We start from the raw sequence: 16,714 nt of genomic DNA, 5'->3' as shown, positions 1-16,714 counted from the left end.
AAACGAAGGGGTGAGTGAGATGAAACCGAATCCATCAAACAAAAAGCTCACAGTGAAGTTGCTTTTAGCGACCCTTTTGATGTTCGGGTTTGGCTACGCACTTGTCCCATTGTATGACGTAATGTGCGACGCACTGGGTATCAATGGAAAAACAAGTGAAGTGGCCGCCATTCAACCAACTGGTATGCAGCCAGATATGAGCCGAACTATTCGCGTGGAGTTTATGGCGCATGTAAGCCCCGATATGCCTTGGGAGTTTAAACCCAAAGTGATTTCGATGGACGTTCATCCCGGTGAAGTCGTGCAAACCGAATACCTTGCATTTAATGAAAGCGGGCAGAAGTTGGTAGGGCAAGCCGTTCCCTCTGTTTCTCCCGGGAATGGTGCCGCTTATTTCAATAAGATTGAGTGCTTTTGTTTTAACCAACAGCCTTTGGATGGCAAACAACATGCTCAAATGCCGTTGATTTTTTATATCGAACCGGACTTACCGGAGTCGATACACACGTTAACGCTGTCTTACACACTCTATAAACTTCCCCCTCCTACAGGTTCTTAGCCACTCAAGGAGAGAGATACAGACCAAGGCTGGTCAGTAAGGAGAGAAATTATGAGTAACAAGCCAGGAACATATTATGTTCCCGCTCAAAGTAGCTGGCCGATCATCGGTGCGTTTGCTCTATTTTTAGTTGCCGTTGGTGCAGGAATGACCGTTCAGGGAACACAAAGTGAAGGGGCTGTGGGAACCATTGGTAGCATTGTGCTAGCGGTAGGTTTTCTGTTCTTGCTTTACATGTTGGCGGGCTGGTTTAGTAATGTGATTACTGAGTCACTGAGTGGAAAGTACAGCTCGCAAATTACTCGTTCTTTTCGCCAAGGGATGAGCTGGTTCATCTTCTCTGAAGTGATGTTTTTTGGTGCCTTTTTTGGTGCGTTATTTTACGCCAGGATGATTTCTGTGCCTTGGCTAGGTGGGGCAGATAACAACTTCATGACCAACGAGGTTTTGTGGCCAACCTTCGAAGCGATGTGGCCACTCACACTGACTCCGGGTGGAGAAACAACGCAAGCTATGCCGTGGCAGGGCATTCCCCTTACTAATACTATTTTGCTGCTATTGTCGTCGATTACGCTACATATGGCGCACATCAACCTTGAAAAAGACAAAAGAACGGCACTGATTGTTTGGTTGGAAATCACCATCGTGCTTGCGGGCTTTTTCCTATATTACCAAGCGGTCGAGTATGCTCATGCTTATCAAGAAATGGGGCTCACGTTGCAATCTGGTATCTACGGAAACACCTTTTTTATGTTGACGGGTTTTCACGGTTTGCACGTTTGTCTTGGGACGATTTTCTTAATCGTATTATTGCTCCGAATCGCTAAAGATCATTTTTCGTCTAACAACCATTTTGCCTTCCAAGCAGGTAGTTGGTATTGGCACTTTGTGGATGTGGTTTGGTTATGTCTGTTTGTGTTTGTGTACGTGCTGTAGGTGCATTGGGCGATTAGTAAGGACGGGGATTCGGAGCCAGCCAGCCTGAACTGAGCGCAATAAGTAGAAGGATAACTACTAAAGCGGAGAACATGACTCGACGGCCTAAGTAATGACTCATAGGTTTGTCTCTTTTTTCGGGATTATCTGGGTCTTCACGAACCATTTCGATAAGCGCTTTTGCTAGGTTGAAGATAATGAAAAGCAGCAAAAGGACAAGCGTCAGTTTGAATAGAAATACGGTGGACATAGCACCTCCGGTTTCATCGTTGTTGTTATCAAGACAATTATGGCTATCGAAACGGTTTTGGGTTGCAGTTGGTTTAACTGTGGTTGTGTTTTCTCTTTTGGTCAAACTGGGTTTTTGGCAGCTTGAGAGAGGGCAAGAGAAACAGGCTTTGGAACAAGCCATTCTTGCGCGAGCGGATAGTGCGTACCAAACATTAGGCGAAGTTCTTGAAGAAAACGATTGGAGAGAAGGCAGCATCCTCGGGAAAAAAGTGGAAGCTAATGTTGTTCCTCAGGCGTTTCCCGTGATTTTACTGGATAACCAAACGCATCAGGGCAATGTGGGCTATTTAGCATTTCAGATTGTATTGACGAGCGATGAGCCTAGTACCTATGCGTTATTGGAGCTTGGTTTTGTCGAGGGAAGAGCAGATCGCTCAATGTTACCAACGGTCACCAAACTCGATAATTCGACTTTCATCACAGGACGCCTGTACCGAAAATCTACTAATCCACTGAGCTCAGAGTTAATGCCGGAAGTTGGCGATGTTATTCGCGTGCAAAACCTAAACATCGCGCAATTGAATCAGCTACTGAATATTGAACTTATGCCCGCAGTCTTGCAGCCAGACAATTTAACTCGTTGGCCCTATGACTTTCCTTGGAATCCATTGCCACTCAATAGTGCCAAACATTTTGGCTATTCGATTCAATGGTTTTCAATGGCAGGTGTTTTCTTATTACTGACTTTAATTGTTTTTGTTCGTTGGCAAAAAAAGTTGCGTCACATGGAGGTGAAGCATGACATCTAAAGTAACCAAAGGACGACTAATGTTGATTGCGCTGGTTTGTACGTTCGCGCTTCCCGCTGTCATTGCAAAAGTCATTCTCACACAAGGGTGGTATCAAAGCGGAGTGACCAATAGAGGCGAGTTAGTCGAACCATACACGACGTTAGAGCAACTTGGTCAAGAGTCACCTCTCAAAGACCATGGTTGGCAACTCGCTTATGTATTGCCTAACGAATGCACTGAAGAGTGTAAACAGCAACTTTACCTGCTTCAGCAAAGCCATGTCGCTTTAGGAAAATATCAAGAGCGTGTGGTGCCGGTGCTTTGGCAGACAGAGTTGTCCGATACCGTAGATGTATCGATGACGACAATGCAAATGAATCAATCGGTTACCGCCAAAGTGAAACCCGGACAAATGTTAATCGTTGATCCTCTGGGGCAATTGGTGATGTCTTACTCGCCGCAACCGAATGAAGATTTAGTCTCGTTCAACAAAGGTATGTTGGCGGATTTACGCAAGCTCTTAAAATTGTCACGAGTTGGTTAGAAAGGGGCGTATATGAAGTTAATTCAGTTGGTTAAATTCAGTTTGCTCCTAACTTTCGTGGTGATCATGTTAGGCGCATATACTCGCCTTTCTGATGCAGGGTTAGGTTGCCCTGATTGGCCCGGCTGCTATGGGCATCTTGCTGTGCCTCATCAAGAAGAAGACGTAATACGTGCCAATCTTAATTTCCCTGAACGGGCTGTCGAGCATGAGAAAGCATGGCTTGAAATGATTCATCGCTATTTTGCAGGAACGTTGGGTTTGGTCATTTTTGCCATGACAGTGATATCAATGAGGTCTGAGCGCGTGAATCCTACTATTCCGATGCTGCTCAGTGTACTGGTGGTCGGGCAAGCACTTTTGGGGATGTGGACCGTGACGCTCAAATTAATGCCAGTCATCGTAATGCTTCATCTGCTTGGTGGCTTTACTTTACTGGTTCTGCAGGCGATTTTTTACTGCCAGTTAAAAGCGCAAAATAATCTCTATTTTTCTCCATCTTCCAGCTCGCTGCGAGGCTTCTCATTATTGGTCTTTCTGGTTGTTTTTATGCAGGTGCTGCTCGGAGGGTGGACTTCGTCAAACTATGCCGCGCTCATGTGCACCTCACTGCCTATTTGTGAGGGAGATTGGATGAGTCATCTCTCATGGAAAGAGGCGTTTTCTTTCTGGCAAACCGGATTCGAGAATTACGAGTTTGGTGTATTGGAGTATCCCGCAAGAATGACCATACATGTTACGCATCGCCTCGGTGCGATGGTCACCGCTACCGTCGTATTGGCTTATAGCATTATGCTCATGAGGCAAGATTCCCATCATTCACAGCGCATTGGACGATGGTTACTACTCACTTTAGCGAGTCAAATTATGTTGGGCGTGAGCAACGTCGTATTCCAACTTCCTATTTATGTCGCCGTGGCACATAACTTGGGTGCCGCCATTATGTTGAGTCTTGTTTGTGTGAGTCAGTTTTATTTGTGGCAGGGCAAAAAAGCTTGGAGTTACACCGCGAAAGGAGTTCGCTATGAGTAAAGAAATCGCACTGTCGTTAAATGAGCGAAAGCGACTAAGTTCCGTTTATTTGAAGTTAACGAAGCCTAAAGTAGTCGCATTAATGCTGGTGACGGCCGTTGTCGGGATGAGTTTAGCGCCTGTTACTGAGTTTCCTTGGTTGCAGGCGGCAGTTGGCCTAACAGGCATTGGTTTGATGGCAGGCTCCGCGGCAGCGTTTAATCACCTGATTGACCGCCGCATTGATGCGAGAATGGCTCGCACACACAAACGTCCGTTGCCATCGGGTGAAGCTAAGCCGTTATCGGTGATAACCTTTGCGACGGCTTTAGGCGTCATAGGGTTTGTTCTTTTATATGCGCTGGTTAACCCACTGACGGCATGGCTGACTTTGATGAGTTTACTCGGCTATGCGATGGTGTACACCATGTACCTCAAACGCGCTACGCCCCAAAATATCGTAATTGCAGGTATTGCGGGTGCGATGCCGCCTCTTCTCGGTTGGACTGCCGTAACAGGGCAGTTGCATGCGAATGCTTGGCTGCTTGTGATGATCATTTTTATCTGGACGCCACCACACTTTTGGGCACTCGCAATTCATCGCGTAGAGGACTATCGTAAGGTGGATATTCCAATGTTGCCAGTGACACATGGTATCGAGTACACCAAAACTTCCATTCTGTTGTATACAGTATTGTTGACGTTGGTTTGTGTGCTGCCGGTGTTGGTTGGAATGGTTGGCGTAGTTTATCTTTTTGCCTCGTTACTACTTAACGCTGGCTTTATGTACCATGCATGGAAGCTAAAATACGCGCCAGAGCCCAATACCGCGATGGAGACGTTTAAATTTTCTATCTATCACCTTTTTGCGTTGTTCATTGCATTGCTTTCGGATCACTATATTGGCTTGTAGCCTCTCTTTAAACAGAAAACGCCGCGTGGTTCGCGGCGTTTTTGGTTTTGATAGTTGGCTTTAATGCAAAGTTTCTAGAATTATTGAATCTCTAACAATTCAACATCAAAGATCAAAACACTTGCTGGTGGAATTGGGCCTGAGCCACTTTTGCCATAACCGAGCGTGCTTGGTACGAAAAGGCGGATTTTTTCACCTTCGACCATGTATTGTAGGCCTTCTTGCCAGCCTTTAATGACTTGGTTAAGACCAAACGAAATTGGCTCACCGCGATTAACGGAGCTATCAAACACAGTGCCATCAATCAACGTGCCGTGGTAGTGCACTTTGACTTTGCTTGTCGCGGTTGGGTGAACCTCACCTTCGCCTTTTTCAAGAACAATATATTGAAGACCACTTTCTGTTGTGATAACGCCTTCTTTTTTCGCATTCTCGAGCAAGAATGCTTGGCCTTTCGCAAAGTTTTCATCCGCTACTTTATGGTTTGTCCAAGTACGGTAAATGAAAAAGCCCGCCAGAATGAAAATAATGAGAGGAAACAAAAATTTAGACACGTAAGCTCCTTGTCTATTTAGGTTGTTTTAGCAAATAGTTAATGGTTTCTGCCATGGCTTCGACGCTGTCATGACCACCAGTAATGACTTGGTATTTTCCATTAACGATAAAGGCTGGAACGGAGTTAATTTGGCCGCGAGTCGTGATCGCTTCTGCCTTAGTGATGTACTCAAACAGCGTTTTTTGCTGTGCTTCATCTAAATGGTAAGGGCTGATAAGGTTGCGAGACTCAAAGGCTTTCTCTACGGCGATTTGACGTTCCTCAGCAGTCGCATCAGGACCCATTTGTACGGCAGCAAAAAGATCCGCCATAAATGCTTTGTCAGGTGTCGACTCTAGTTGCATGACTGCAGTGTAGAAGATGATGGCGCTTACTTGTGCACTTTCATTGAAAGTTACATGCATTTTTTCAACGCTTTGCTCGGTCAATGATTCAATTTGAGGGACAAACTCTTCCATTGAGCGACAGTGGCCGCAAGTTAGGGCAAAAGCTTCTGTCAATGGCGCCAAATCATATTCTTGAAGAGATACAGGCAAAACTTCGTATTGTTTGCCTTGCTGAGGCTGAGTGTTGCCGCTATCGCATGCCGACAAGGCCATCATGGCGGCAATCACAGCAAAGCCTTTCGATATGGTTTTTAACATAATAATGCTCTAAGTAAGAAATTTGCGTTAGTTTATCGGTTAACGATAGTGACTAAAACCATTAAATAACAATAAAGTGAGACGATTGGTAACAGACTTTTCCTGATGTGTAGGCTGCAGGGAGGTATTTTGGCATCGCTTTTTATTTGAGAGAGACTTGATATTGATTCCAGTGGCATGAACGCTGCATATACAAACCAATCGGTGGATAAAAGCGCTAAAGATTCGGCGTGTTTTGTCGACACAATGGACAAGAGTTTTTCTACGTTGGTAATGGTATGAAGCAGTGGTTTTTAATTGTTTGCGGCATTCTGACTGGGTGCAGTAGCCTTGATCAAGACATGGTTCCTGGCGGGAACATTTTAGATACAGCTCCTAAAACAAACACCGAGCTGAGACATCCTGAGTGGGGCTATCCGAGTGCCTCCAGTGTGGCTTCTTCACCTCGCACGTATCAGACTGAGAGGGCATCAGTAAAAAAGTCGCAAAATGTGACCTCTCTGGAAATGTTTCTGAACAGGCACAATATTCCTCATGAGACACTCAGTGGCGGTCACTTAATGATACGTTTGAAAGAGCAAGTGCATTTTCAAACTGGCTCTGCTCAGTTATCAGCGCAATCTCAAGACTGGATTCGAAACATTGGTCACTATCTAGCAGGAAGAACGGATGTGGATGTCGTGATCGATGGCCATGCCGATAGCACGGGAGCTGCCAGCTTTAATGACACGTTGTCAGAAAAGCGAGCTCGTGAAGTGGAAAAGCAACTACTGGCGACGAGTATTCCTCGTCAACGCGTGTTTTCTAGAGGTTTTGGCGAGTATGTGCCGCAGTGCAGTAATGCGACAGTCAGTGGCAAAGCTTGTAATCGACGCGTAGAGCTAACGCTGATCGTTGATGAGTAAGGCGATGGTTGGTCGATAAACTACGTCGTGTTGTTTTCACTGAGCCCTTATGTGTTTACTGGCGTTTCCGTCTGGGAATGAGCAAGAAGAGTGAACCCAAAGGCTAGGCATAGCAACGAGCAGCTAGACTGAATAGAAAAGAGGCACCTGTATGGTGCCTCTTTTACATCCGCCAATGTTCATAGGGGGAACTTAGGCAAATTCTTTTTCAACGTAAGCGACGATGTCAGATGACTCGTATAGCCACTGTGTTTCGCCATCTTTTTCGATACGCAGGCAAGGGACTTTAATTCGTCCACCACCTTGCTCTAGTTCAGCTCGATGAGTCGGGTTATTTTTTGCATCACGTAGCTCAATGTTCACTGATTGACGCTTCATCGCACGGCGGACTTTTACGCAAAAAGGGCAAGCTTCAAATTGGTAAAGTGCGTATTGCTTTGCTTTTTCATCAATACGTTGTTGTTCTTCTGCACTGCGTTTAATACCACGAGGTGAGAACACGGCGTTCAGTAATAAGATAACCTTGCCTAAAATCCAACGGATAAACTTCATAATGATCCCTTGATGTTCATTGGGTAATTGTCCTTTAAAAATGCAATAATGATGCTTGTTGCATTGAGCGTGAAGTCTATCAGTTGTTTGAAATGGATAAAACCATGTATTTTATGCGGAAAATAAGCGTTTTAACCTGCCCCAAAAACCGCTAGTCGAAGCTGGACTGGCTTCTCTACCTAGATAAAAGCTTTGCATCAGTTCGGTTCTGAATGCATCAACATCCATGCGTTTTACAACAAGCTCGTGTTGCAATGTATTCTGAGTTTGCTCGGCATGATCGTGCGCCAAGCTAAAGTCCATATTCAAATAGCCTTGAGTATAAAGCCAAAGGTGGGTTATCAAGATAAGGTCTTCTGCGGACTGGTTAGTGAACTTATCCGCGTGCTCATCACCCAAGGAGTCAGTCAGCACTTGCTGCATTTGCTGGGCAGAATGCGCATGTTGCTCATAGTTAGCGCTGGCTTCAATATGCGACTTAGTCAAAAGACCAAGCAGGTGAAGAGTAGGCGCCGTGGCGGGTTTGTTCTCACAAACTTTTGTAAACAGTTGTGACTGTTCTTTTAACCAACGTCGCTTTGCCGCTTTATGTTCTTTAACGAAGGGAATTTCTTTGAATCCCATCTCTTGACTCAGTTCACTAAGAGACGTCATGGCTTTTTAGTTCCTTCACCGTTACTTCGACGTGTTGATCGTTGATATCAACAAAAATAGAGCTGCCGGTTATCATAACAGAAAGGCTAGTGCCTCGGTCAAGGTGCTGACAAATCAAGTCGATAGCGTCGTAGTCAAAGCTTTCTACGTTGACCGGAAGCATTGAGAACTTTCCTGACATTTTATCCCACCATACCGTCGCTTTAGTGTTATAAGTGTAGACTTTCACGTGTTTTGCTAGGCGAGAGGCTTTCTTAATTCTTTCTGGTTCTGGTTCGCCAATTTCAATCCAGTGAGTAATGCTTTGATCATCGCCAACATGCCATAAATCAGGCTCTTCAATTGTAGAAAGCCCTTTCGTAAACTCTAAATTACTTTGAGCGTTTAAGCAGTAAGCTAAAACACGAGCCAGCATTCGTTGAGGTTTTTCTGAAGGGTGAAGGGCGATAGTTAGATTTTTAGAATCGTAATAGTCGTTATTCATATCGGAAATGGCGATACGAAATTTATAAATAGTCGGTTTAAGAGCCATGGATTTATATCGTTTTTGTTGGCAAAAATAAGTTATAGACAAAAAAATAGCCAGCTTTAGAAGCTGGCTATCGTATCAAATTCTTTAAGAATTAAAGTACTTTGATTTGCTCTGCTTGAGGGCCTTTTTGACCTTGAGAGATAACAAATTCTACTTTCTGGCCTTCAACTAGAGTACGGAAGCCGTCACCAGTGATTGCAGAGAAGTGAGCAAATACGTCAGGACCGTTTTCTTGTTGAATGAAACCGAAGCCTTTAGTTTCGTTGAACCACTTAACTGTGCCAGTAGCTGTGTTAGACATGTCTATTTCCTAAATATCTAAATAATGTAATCTTTCGCCTCAACGGCGCTTATAGCGTGGAAAAATAAATTGCTATTGCGTACCACAGGACGACGGGTTACAAGTAATCCAACGAAATGTGAAAACAAAGAACTTTCTTTCTAGCCGTGTTTGAGTCTAGGTTAATTCCACGAAGAGTCAACATATATTAGTGCTTTATGGACAAATATTTGTATTTAGTCACTATTTAACCAGCATGTTTTTGATTAAATTTCAAATAAATGACGGTGATGTGAAGTTTTTCAGCATAAAATTCAACTAAATCTATAAATTTGACTTATTTATATAATTATTGTCCAATCTGGTTCGACCATTAAGGAGGATTTATGGCAAAACCTAAAACCAGTCCTCAGCCGAATGAGTTACAACACGAGACCGATTTCGGCAGAGGTGAAATCAAGGACAATGCGTTAAAAGCGGTTGTCACCAGTCAATTGTTCAGAACACGAGTCGTAAAAGCGAAAAAAGGTAAAGGCAGCTTCAGTCGGAAAATGAAGCATAGAGGCAAAGAGCCCTATTCAAAGTTCTCCCCGATGTGGATTTTGAATAGGGCTTTTTTATTGAAGCTGGTTTTTATCAATCTATTCAAATTCAATGGGTTAGTGTTAGTTAAATCACTCTTACCTCACCTTATACTGGCTAGCTTTCTTCTTAAAACTAGACGCTGAAAAGTACCAAATAAGTACTAAAACCTACTAAGTTAGATTCATATCAATAGGAGCCACTTCCTGTCCGACACCGCTCTGCTATATCTTTAGATCAGACAAAACAGCCGAGATTATGGTTTAAAAAGACTGGTGAGAAGTAGGTATGTCATCGACGAGTTATGGTACTTATGGTTGCAAGTGTACAAAAGCGTGTGCTTCTTTGTTACTACTATGGCTGTCTATTTGCCCGATGACGTATGCGCACAAGTCAGAGTCTCATTCTTTAATAGTTGCTAACTCCAAAGCTTGGAAGCCATTCTCTTACCTTAGCCCAGACGGTGAACCCAAAGGCATTTTGATCGACTTCTGGAAAGCGTATGCGGCGGACAACCAAATTGATGTTCAGTTTCTGCTTCTTGATTGGGAGGCTTCTTTACAGGCCGTAAAAGAGGGGCGTGCTGACTTTCACGCGGGATTGGTTTACTCATCGGAAAGAGCCGATTACTTGGATTTTGGCGCAGTTATCATGCCCATTCAAACTAAATTATATGTCAATCAAGACGTGCTTTCGATTGATGTCAAAAGTGTTTTAGCTGGTGAAATGACGTTGCCAATTGGTGTCGTTAAAGGAAGTTACGAGTCTGAGTTTATTAAGACGAATTATCCTAATGCGCCTATTGCAGAGTACATTAATAACGACACGATGATACAGGCCGCTGTCGATAAGAAGGTGCTGTATTTCGTCGCGGACCTTCAAGTAGCTAACTTTTATATGGCAACTATGCCGGGAGTAGGCATGTTTGTTCCTGTAATAAATTTATATAGTAAAGACCTTCGGATTGCAGCAGGGTTGCATAGTTCTGCTTCCATTTTGGATGTCTCTCGAGCGTTTGAAAAAGTTATCGATACAGATCGAGAAAGGATCCTCAATCGCTGGAGTGTGGTGAAAACGGTCTATCCTCTTTATCTCCTACCTATTGCGATTTTCGTTATGGCGGTCGCGACGCTGTATCATATCTTCGCACTCAAACGCATGGTTGCGCTGCGCACAAGACAATTGACGATTGCTAACCAGCAATTGCTGGAGATGACGTTAACGGATTCCCTAACAAAACTCTACAACCGTAGACACTTGATTGAACAATTGGCGCTCTTGAATCACTTGCAGCGAAGCTTGACGGTAATGGTATTTGATATTGATGATTTTAAATCAATTAATGACCAATACGGTCATCTTGTCGGAGATAGAGCGATAGTGGCCGTGGCTGAAACAGCAAAATCAATGACTGATGAACGTATGACATTGGCGAGAATTGGCGGAGAAGAGTTCGCACTCGTGACAGCATCGCTCTCTGAACGAGAGGCGCGCAGCTTTGCTCAAATGCTCTGCAAAGCCGTGTACGAACAACCTATTATCCTTGGCGGGCAAGCGATTCATTTGAGCATTAGCTTAGGCTGCGCATACTACCCTGAATTTACTCACATCGTGAATTTACAAGACGCTGATCAACTGATGTATCAAGGTAAGTCTGAAGGTAAAAATCGCGCGGTGTTTCAAGTCATAACAGACAGCCAGGTTCAACCTGAGCTTCGTCAAGCCCCTTAGCGTTTTTGAGTCACCAATCGCTATTTCTAAATCCTCACTTGCTATACTCAATTGAATTTAAAATTATTATACCCGTTTCGCTTCAAATTCTAGGTCGTGTCGGTACAAAGGGAAGGTATGTATAAAACGTTTTGTGTTCTCGCTTGTGTACTTCTCTCTTCTTTTTCTTACGCTGAGAGCGCTTTCGATATAGTCCAAAAGTCTGATCAAGCGATGCGCGGAAAATCCAGTTATAGCGAAGCCACCATGAAAATTGTTCGCCCTGACTGGTCACGTTCAATGACTATGAAGAGTTGGACGAAAGGTACGGAATTATCTTTGGTCTTGGTGACTGCTCCGGCGAAAGATAAAGGTAGCGCCTCGTTAAAACGTCATAGAGAAATGTGGAATTGGGTGCCGAGTATCGAGCGAGTGATTAAAATTGCGCCATCCATGCTCAGTCAGTCTTGGATGGGATCAGACTTCACGAATGATGATTTAATTAACCAATCTTCTATTGTTGTCGATTATCAACATCAACTGCTTCAAAGTGAAACCTTTGATGGTGACAAAGTTTGGGTAATTGATGCACTTGCCAAGCCTGACGCCCCAGTGGTTTGGAGCAAAGTCAGACTGTGGATCTCTCAAACGAGCTTTTTACAGCGCAAAGTCGAGTTTTACGATGAATTTGATGAACTGGTAAATGTTTTGACGACTTACGATGTGCAAACGTTGGGTGGGCGAGACGTTGCGACTCGCATGGAGATGCAGCCGATAGATAAACCAGGAAATAAAACGGTTTTGATTACGCACGAAGCGCAATTTGATTTTGATATCGATGATGACTTTTTCTCCCAGCAGCAAATGAAGGCTCTGCGAGATTAGGGTGGATTTTGGTTTAGATAAGAGGTGAGAATCGGATGCTCATCAAGCTCGCATGGCGAAATCTATGGCGGCAAAAACGGCGGACATTGTTAACCGCTTCTGCGTTAGCTCTTGTTCTGTTTCTCTCCTTACTGACTCGAGCGTTCCAAGAAGGAAGTTACTCCTCAAATATTAAAAACGCTGCGAAGTTCTATACGGGATTAATTCAGCTACAACATCCCGATTTTGGGGACTCCTCTAGCATTGATGATGTCCTTCCACAAACGCCAGCGTTCATTGCATCTGCTAAAAACAACCCTGATATCGACATCGTTCTGCCGAGAATTGAGTCATTTGCGCTTGCCGCCAAAGACGAACGATCCAAAGGCGTGATGGTGCTCGGCGTTGAGCCTGACGCTGAAGATAGCTACTCCAGCATTAGTGACAAAATCGTACAAGGGCGCTTTATTGCATCTGGACAAAACTCGGTGCTTGTTGGTGAGGGTTTGGCAAACTACCTTCATTTGAACGTTGGTGATGAACTGGTGTTGTATGGTTCGGGTTATCGTGGTCAAACGGCGGCTGGACTGTATCAGGTGTCCGGTATTTTGCACTTTCCTTTGCAGCAGTTAGATTCTCAGTTGGTCTACATGCCTCTTGATACCGCACAAGCGTTGTATTCGCTTGATAACCAAGTCACCGCATGGGTCCTTAACACTCAAAGTTTACGCGTGTTGCCTGACATTGTTAAACAACTAAAGCGCCACTACGGGAATGGCGTCGCAGTAAAAAGCTGGCAGGAGCTGTCGCCAGAACTTTCTCAACAGATAGCCTTGGACAAAGCGGGTGGGATCTTTTTGATCTATATCTTGTACGGCATTGTTGGTTTTGGCCTGTTTGCCACGATTTTGATGATGACGTTAGAGCGCCAGCGTGAATTTGCGGTGATGCTCGCGACGGGTATGTTGCGCAGCAAGCTTATGGGGCTCGTCGCCATTGAATCGATGTTTATCTCCGTTATTGGTCTTGTGCTCGGTGTCTTGATCAGCGCGCCTGTGCTTGCGTATTTCTATATCAATCCGATTGAGATTACTGGCGATGCTGCACAAGTGATGCTGGAGAGTGGCTTTGAACCAATCGTACCTGTTTCGCTAGACCCTTATTTGTTAATGGATCAAATTCTTGTCGTTCTCGTTATTTTATCGTTATGTCTGATGTATCCGATGGCTAGACTTCTTCGCTTGCCCATTGCTAGTGGGCTAAAAGGAGGCGCGCATGTTGATTAAATTGGCGTGGCGTAATTTATGGCGGAACAAGCTCAGAACTTCCATTATGCTGGGAGCGATGGTGTTCGGCTTAATGGGCGTTGTTGCCATGATTGGATTCATGAACGGTTTGGTCGACAGCATGATCAAAAACGCGATTGCGTGGCAAACCAGTCATCTACAAGTGCATCAGAAATCCTACCTTAATAATCCTGACCTTAGTGACACAATAACGAATTATCAAACGATAACGGCCGCTTTGGCTGTACATCAAGATGTTAAAGCGGTATCGGCGCGATTTCTTGCTGATGGCATGATTGCTTCTGCGCGTAGTACGAGAGGCGTTCGGATCAATGGCATCAATATTGAACAAGAGCAAAGTATCACACCGCTTACAAGCCATGTGATAGACGGAGAATGGTTAAACGAAGTGGGAAGAAACCCCATTCTTGTTTCGCAAAAAACCGCAAATCGGTTGAAGCTGCGTGTTGGATCGAAAGTGGTTTTAACATTATCTGACATCAAGGGTGATGTATCTGGCGCAGCTTTTCGCGTTCGAGGTATTTTTAAAACGCCATCCACCACGTTTGATGACGGTAATGTCTACGTCCGTAAAGTCGATCTCGAAACAATCGCAGGCTTGTCGGGTGCGCATGAAATTGGCGTTTTGTTGAACTCCAACGAGACTGAACAGCTAGAAAGTGCAGAGGCATTTACGTTATCAATATTGCCACAAGCCAACCGTGAACAATTGATCGTGAGAAAATGGCAAGAAATACAGCCTTTACTCGCAACAATGATGAGCTCAATGGATATCTCTAACCAAATTATGTTGGTCATTTTCGTACTTGCCATGACTCTGGGAATCATCAACATCATGCTGATGTCAGTTTTTGAAAGAACGAGAGAGTTTGGGGTGTTAATGGCGGTTGGCATGCAGCAGCATAAAATTCGCACACTGATTATTTTGGAAACGCTATTCCTTGGTTTAAGTGGTTGCGCGCTAGGGTTATTAGGAAGCGCAGTCATGTTGAAAATACTGAGTATTACTGGCTTATCGCTTGGCGCACTTGCGGATGGATTAGGTGCTTATGGCGTCGATACCTTGCTTTATCCAAGAGTGTCGTTTTATGAATATCAATTGATTATTGTGGCTATTTTTGTCGCAAGCTTATTTGCGGCTTTGTATCCAGCAAGGCAAATTCTCAAGCATCGACCTGCGGATGCCATGGCGGAGAAAACGTAATGACGATTAAATTGGAAGGCTTATGCAAGACGTACAACCCAAAGAGTGACTTCCCGGTACATGCGGTTCAGAGCGTAGATTTGGAGATCAAGCAAGGTGAGTTTGTCGCTATTATGGGACCTTCTGGTTCAGGGAAAACGACGCTACTAAACATGTTGGGCGGGATCGATTCGCCTACATCAGGACGCGTGGAAATTGATGGATGCTTAATCTCTGATATGTCAGAAAAAGAGTTGATCGCTTATCGGCGCGATAACATTGGTTTTATCTTCCAAGATTATAGCCTGCTCCCCGTACTGACAGCTCTTGAAAACGTCGAGTTTGTTATGCAATTGCAAGGGAAAACAGAAAGGGAATGTCGTGAACGCGCCAGCGCATTACTGCAACAGGTTGGATTATCGCAGCAGATGCATAAACGTCCGAGTAAAATGTCTGGAGGCCAACAACAGAGAGTTGCGGTTGCAAGAGCATTGGCACCAAAACCAAGGTTTGTAATGGCAGATGAGCCTACCGCCAACTTAGATGCAAAAAGTACAGCCGAGCTGCTTGATATCATGGAACAACTCAGCGAAAAAGAAGGCACGACATTTATCTTTTCTACCCATGATCCTAGAGTTATTAAGCGCGCGCATCGAATCATAGTATTTGAGGACGGGCGTTTGGCACGAGATTTTGCCAACATTGATAACACCATAGAGAAGAGCCATGCATGGTAGAGTAGAAGGCGTGAGCTTACTATCCAAGTTATTGCGGCTTATTTTTGCATTAAGTCCTGCGGTAATTTGCATTAAAACTAATGCCAGCGTACCGGGTTTGGAGCCTGAAAAAGCATGGGATATCAATGGCTATGTGAAGTACATGGCGACCTATAGTATGCCTGACGAGCAGGGTAATACCCTTGACCATCTACTCCATAACCGGATTAACGTTGAATATCGCTTTTCTCCTGAATGGCGAATAAATCTCGGTATAAGGAATAGAGCATTGTGGGGCGATGCGCTTGAGATCCCTCGATATGCGGAACTCGTGGCGCTTGATAATGGGTATTTTGATCTAAGCAAAAACTGGCGAGAAGATAATGCAATCCTCAATACCCAACTGGATCGACTCTACGTCTCTTGGAGTGACCAAGATTGGAGTGCAAGGTTAGGGCGGTTCCGGGTCAACTGGTCAATGAACACCATTTGGAACCCAAACGACATCTACAACGCCTATTCTATTTACGACTTTGATTACGAAGAGCGGGCGGGCACCGACGCTGTCATGGTGAGTAAAAAACTTGGGTTTGCCGCTGGGTTAGATTTCGTTTTCTCTCCGTCAAAGCAGTCTAAAGAAAACAGCACGTCACTACGATATTTCTCCAACGTTTCTGGTTGGGACTATCAAATCATTGCGGGTCGATCTCGGCAAGACTATGTCCTTGGAGCAGGGTTCGCGACTGATATCTATCAAGCCGGGCTTCGAGGCGAGTTAAGCTGGTTTGATCCTATTGATACAGAGCGTCAAGGTCAGCCTACTGAGGATACGACAGTCGCTAGTTTGGAGTCAGATTACAGTTTTGGTGGTGTGCGTAACTGGATGGTGAGAGGGGCTTGGTTGTTTATTTCTGAACCAAAGCCAGCGAGCAGCGCATTAACTTACCTAAACCTCCCTCTCTCTGCGAAAACCTTGAGCTTCACGGAGCATACTGTTTATGCCGATGCTAGCTTCGACTTAACGGCGCTCAACCGCGTCACCTTATCGGCTAGTTACTATGATGATGGCTCTTACTTTGCTGGATTATCCAGCAGCTATTCACTCAGTGATAATTGGCAACTGCTAACTGTAGTTCAACATTTTAACGGTACGGACGGCAGCTTATTTGGAGAAACACCTGCAACTTTGGTGTTTGCTAATATCCGGTATAGTTACTAGAGACGCCTTTCATTTAGCTGCTATC

General features: G+C 44.5%; 21 protein-coding genes. 14 read left to right on the top strand and 7 right to left on the bottom strand.

All coding sequences use genetic code 11. The features are described from left to right. Positions 1-19 precede the first annotated feature (19 nt). On the top strand, positions 20-559 hold the full coding sequence (locus NL643_RS09385; protein ID WP_065645779.1) for a cytochrome c oxidase assembly protein: 540 nt from the start codon (positions 20-22) through the stop codon (positions 557-559). Between the two features lie 51 nt (positions 560-610). Further along, the gene (locus NL643_RS09380) at positions 611-1,495 is read left to right on the top strand and encodes a cytochrome c oxidase subunit 3 (protein WP_104970155.1); all 885 of its coding nucleotides are present in this window, start codon (positions 611-613) and stop codon (positions 1,493-1,495) included. 13 nt (positions 1,496-1,508) lie between these two features. Here the strand turns inward: NL643_RS09380 and NL643_RS09375 are convergent, their stop codons facing one another. Then, positions 1,509-1,745 (bottom strand): DUF2909 family protein, encoded by a 237-nt coding sequence (locus NL643_RS09375; protein ID WP_005391169.1) that lies wholly within the window; start codon positions 1,743-1,745, stop codon positions 1,509-1,511. Here NL643_RS09375 and NL643_RS09370 point away from each other — a divergent pair. Genes NL643_RS09370 through cyoE form a run of 4 tightly spaced genes read left to right on the top strand, consistent with a single transcriptional unit; the run spans position 1,744 to position 4,985 of the window. After that, positions 1,744-2,535 (top strand): SURF1 family protein, encoded by a 792-nt coding sequence (locus tag NL643_RS09370; protein WP_367651906.1) that lies wholly within the window; start codon positions 1,744-1,746, stop codon positions 2,533-2,535. The two genes, NL643_RS09375 and NL643_RS09370, sit on opposite strands and share 2 nt — an antisense overlap. Beyond that, complete coding sequence (locus tag NL643_RS09365) at positions 2,525-3,061, top strand: cytochrome oxidase biogenesis cluster protein (RefSeq protein WP_253644317.1); 537 nt, start codon at positions 2,525-2,527, stop codon at positions 3,059-3,061. Before NL643_RS09370 ends, NL643_RS09365 begins: the two co-directional genes overlap by 11 nt. Before the next feature lie 12 nt (positions 3,062-3,073). After that, positions 3,074-4,093, top strand: a complete 1,020-nt coding sequence (locus NL643_RS09360; RefSeq protein ID WP_253644316.1) for a heme A synthase — start codon at positions 3,074-3,076, stop codon at positions 4,091-4,093. Further along, the gene (cyoE, locus tag NL643_RS09355; protein ID WP_145535466.1) at positions 4,086-4,985 is read left to right on the top strand and encodes a heme o synthase; all 900 of its coding nucleotides are present in this window, start codon (positions 4,086-4,088) and stop codon (positions 4,983-4,985) included. Before NL643_RS09360 ends, cyoE begins: the two co-directional genes overlap by 8 nt. 80 nt (positions 4,986-5,065) lie before the next feature. Here the strand turns inward: cyoE and NL643_RS09350 are convergent, their stop codons facing one another. Together NL643_RS09350 and NL643_RS09345 are read right to left on the bottom strand one after the other, a co-directional pair. Further along, positions 5,066-5,539 carry an FKBP-type peptidyl-prolyl cis-trans isomerase gene (locus tag NL643_RS09350; protein ID WP_005391162.1) on the bottom strand — a complete coding sequence of 158 codons (474 nt, stop codon included), beginning with the start codon at positions 5,537-5,539 and terminating at the stop codon, positions 5,066-5,068. 13 nt (positions 5,540-5,552) lie between these two features. Next, the gene (locus NL643_RS09345) at positions 5,553-6,185 is read right to left on the bottom strand and encodes a thiol:disulfide interchange protein DsbA/DsbL (RefSeq protein WP_139060015.1); all 633 of its coding nucleotides are present in this window, start codon (positions 6,183-6,185) and stop codon (positions 5,553-5,555) included. A 278-nt stretch (positions 6,186-6,463) separates the two neighbouring features. On the opposite strand from NL643_RS09345, the gene NL643_RS09340 reads away from it, so the two are divergent. Then, positions 6,464-7,090 carry an OmpA family protein gene (locus tag NL643_RS09340; RefSeq protein ID WP_139060016.1) on the top strand — a complete coding sequence of 209 codons (627 nt, stop codon included), beginning with the start codon at positions 6,464-6,466 and terminating at the stop codon, positions 7,088-7,090. 192 nt (positions 7,091-7,282) lie between these two features. Here the strand turns inward: NL643_RS09340 and NL643_RS09335 are convergent, their stop codons facing one another. The 4 genes from NL643_RS09335 to NL643_RS09320 form a co-directional block, all read right to left on the bottom strand. Next, a complete protein-coding gene (locus NL643_RS09335; protein WP_053809555.1) occupies positions 7,283-7,642 on the bottom strand; it encodes a glutaredoxin in 360 nt (119 codons plus the stop codon). A gap of 111 nt (positions 7,643-7,753) precedes the next feature. Beyond that, the gene (locus NL643_RS09330; RefSeq protein WP_124007598.1) at positions 7,754-8,296 is read right to left on the bottom strand and encodes a hypothetical protein; all 543 of its coding nucleotides are present in this window, start codon (positions 8,294-8,296) and stop codon (positions 7,754-7,756) included. After that, on the bottom strand, positions 8,283-8,828 hold the full coding sequence (locus tag NL643_RS09325; RefSeq protein ID WP_005391156.1) for a YaeQ family protein: 546 nt from the start codon (positions 8,826-8,828) through the stop codon (positions 8,283-8,285). The genes NL643_RS09330 and NL643_RS09325 overlap by 14 nt, the downstream gene beginning before the upstream one ends. A 91-nt stretch (positions 8,829-8,919) precedes the next feature. Next, a complete protein-coding gene (locus NL643_RS09320) occupies positions 8,920-9,129 on the bottom strand; it encodes a cold-shock protein (protein ID WP_005375625.1) in 210 nt (69 codons plus the stop codon). Between the two features lie 365 nt (positions 9,130-9,494). Here NL643_RS09320 and NL643_RS09315 point away from each other — a divergent pair, with 365 nt between their 5' ends. The 7 genes from NL643_RS09315 (at position 9,495) to NL643_RS09285 (ending at position 16,689) form a co-directional block, all read left to right on the top strand. Continuing rightward, entirely contained in the window at positions 9,495-9,836 is a 342-nt protein-coding gene (locus NL643_RS09315; RefSeq protein WP_253644315.1) for an alternative ribosome-rescue factor A, read from the top strand. A 142-nt stretch (positions 9,837-9,978) separates the two neighbouring features. Beyond that, positions 9,979-11,421 carry a diguanylate cyclase gene (locus NL643_RS09310; protein WP_253644314.1) on the top strand — a complete coding sequence of 481 codons (1,443 nt, stop codon included), beginning with the start codon at positions 9,979-9,981 and terminating at the stop codon, positions 11,419-11,421. Between the two features lie 117 nt (positions 11,422-11,538). Next, on the top strand, positions 11,539-12,285 hold the full coding sequence (locus tag NL643_RS09305) for an outer membrane lipoprotein-sorting protein (RefSeq protein ID WP_203342812.1): 747 nt from the start codon (positions 11,539-11,541) through the stop codon (positions 12,283-12,285). Between the two features lie 35 nt (positions 12,286-12,320). Further along, positions 12,321-13,550 carry an FtsX-like permease family protein gene (locus NL643_RS09300; protein ID WP_005391149.1) on the top strand — a complete coding sequence of 410 codons (1,230 nt, stop codon included), beginning with the start codon at positions 12,321-12,323 and terminating at the stop codon, positions 13,548-13,550. Continuing rightward, positions 13,540-14,775, top strand: coding sequence for an FtsX-like permease family protein (locus tag NL643_RS09295; RefSeq protein ID WP_253644313.1), 1,236 nt, complete (start codon positions 13,540-13,542; stop codon positions 14,773-14,775). Before NL643_RS09300 ends, NL643_RS09295 begins: the two co-directional genes overlap by 11 nt. Further along, positions 14,775-15,491 carry an ABC transporter ATP-binding protein gene (locus tag NL643_RS09290; protein WP_253644312.1) on the top strand — a complete coding sequence of 239 codons (717 nt, stop codon included), beginning with the start codon at positions 14,775-14,777 and terminating at the stop codon, positions 15,489-15,491. Before NL643_RS09295 ends, NL643_RS09290 begins: the two co-directional genes overlap by 1 nt. Next, positions 15,481-16,689: a hypothetical protein gene (locus NL643_RS09285; RefSeq protein WP_253644311.1), complete on the top strand. Its 1,209-nt coding sequence runs from the start codon at positions 15,481-15,483 to the stop codon at positions 16,687-16,689. Before NL643_RS09290 ends, NL643_RS09285 begins: the two co-directional genes overlap by 11 nt. The last annotated feature ends 25 nt before the right edge of the window (positions 16,690-16,714 follow it).

It is taken from the genome of Vibrio sp. Y42_MX_L11 (assembly GCF_024181785.1).
Taxonomy (GTDB): domain Bacteria; phylum Pseudomonadota; class Gammaproteobacteria; order Enterobacterales; family Vibrionaceae; genus Vibrio; species Vibrio diabolicus.
This window is presented reverse-complemented; position numbering and strand designations above follow the sequence as displayed.